1 rRNA gene is annotated in these 575 nt (G+C 54.3%); it reads left to right on the top strand.

The features are described 5' to 3' along the window. Positions 1 to 524 (top strand): 16S ribosomal RNA (locus B5E66_RS12710); the annotation flags it as partial. Positions 525 to 575 lie beyond the last annotated feature (51 nt).

Genomic DNA, 575 nt, shown 5'->3' on the forward strand with positions numbered 1-575 from the left:
GGAAACAGTATCTTCCTTCGGGACAGAGAGACAGGTGGTGCATGGTTGTCGTCAGCTCGTGTCGTGAGATGTTGGGTTAAGTCCCGCAACGAGCGCAACCCTTATGGATAGTTACTACGGAAGAGGACTCTATTCAGACTGCCGTTGACAAAACGGAGGAAGGTGGGGATGACGTCAAATCATCATGCCCTTTATGACTTGGGCTACACACGTACTACAATGGCGTTCAACAAAGAGAAGCGAAGCCGCGAGGCAGAGCAAAACTCAAAAACAACGTCCCAGTTCAGATTGCAGGCTGCAACTCGCCTGCATGAAGTCGGAATTGCTAGTAATCGCAGATCAGCATGCTGCGGTGAATACGTTCCCGGGCCTTGTACACACCGCCCGTCACACCATGAGAGCCGGGGGGACCCGAAGTCGGCAGTCTAACCGCAAGGAGGACGCCGCCGAAGGTAAAACTGGTGATTGGGGTGAAGTCGTAACAAGGTAGCCGTAGGAGAACCTGCGGCTGGATCACCTCCTTTCTAGGGAGTCTGGCTGACGCGGACTGAAAAGTCCGGCGTGAGTCGGTGACG

Source organism: Faecalibacterium sp. An121, assembly GCF_002160915.1.
Taxonomy (GTDB): Bacteria; Bacillota; Clostridia; order Oscillospirales; family Ruminococcaceae; genus Faecalibacterium; species Faecalibacterium avium.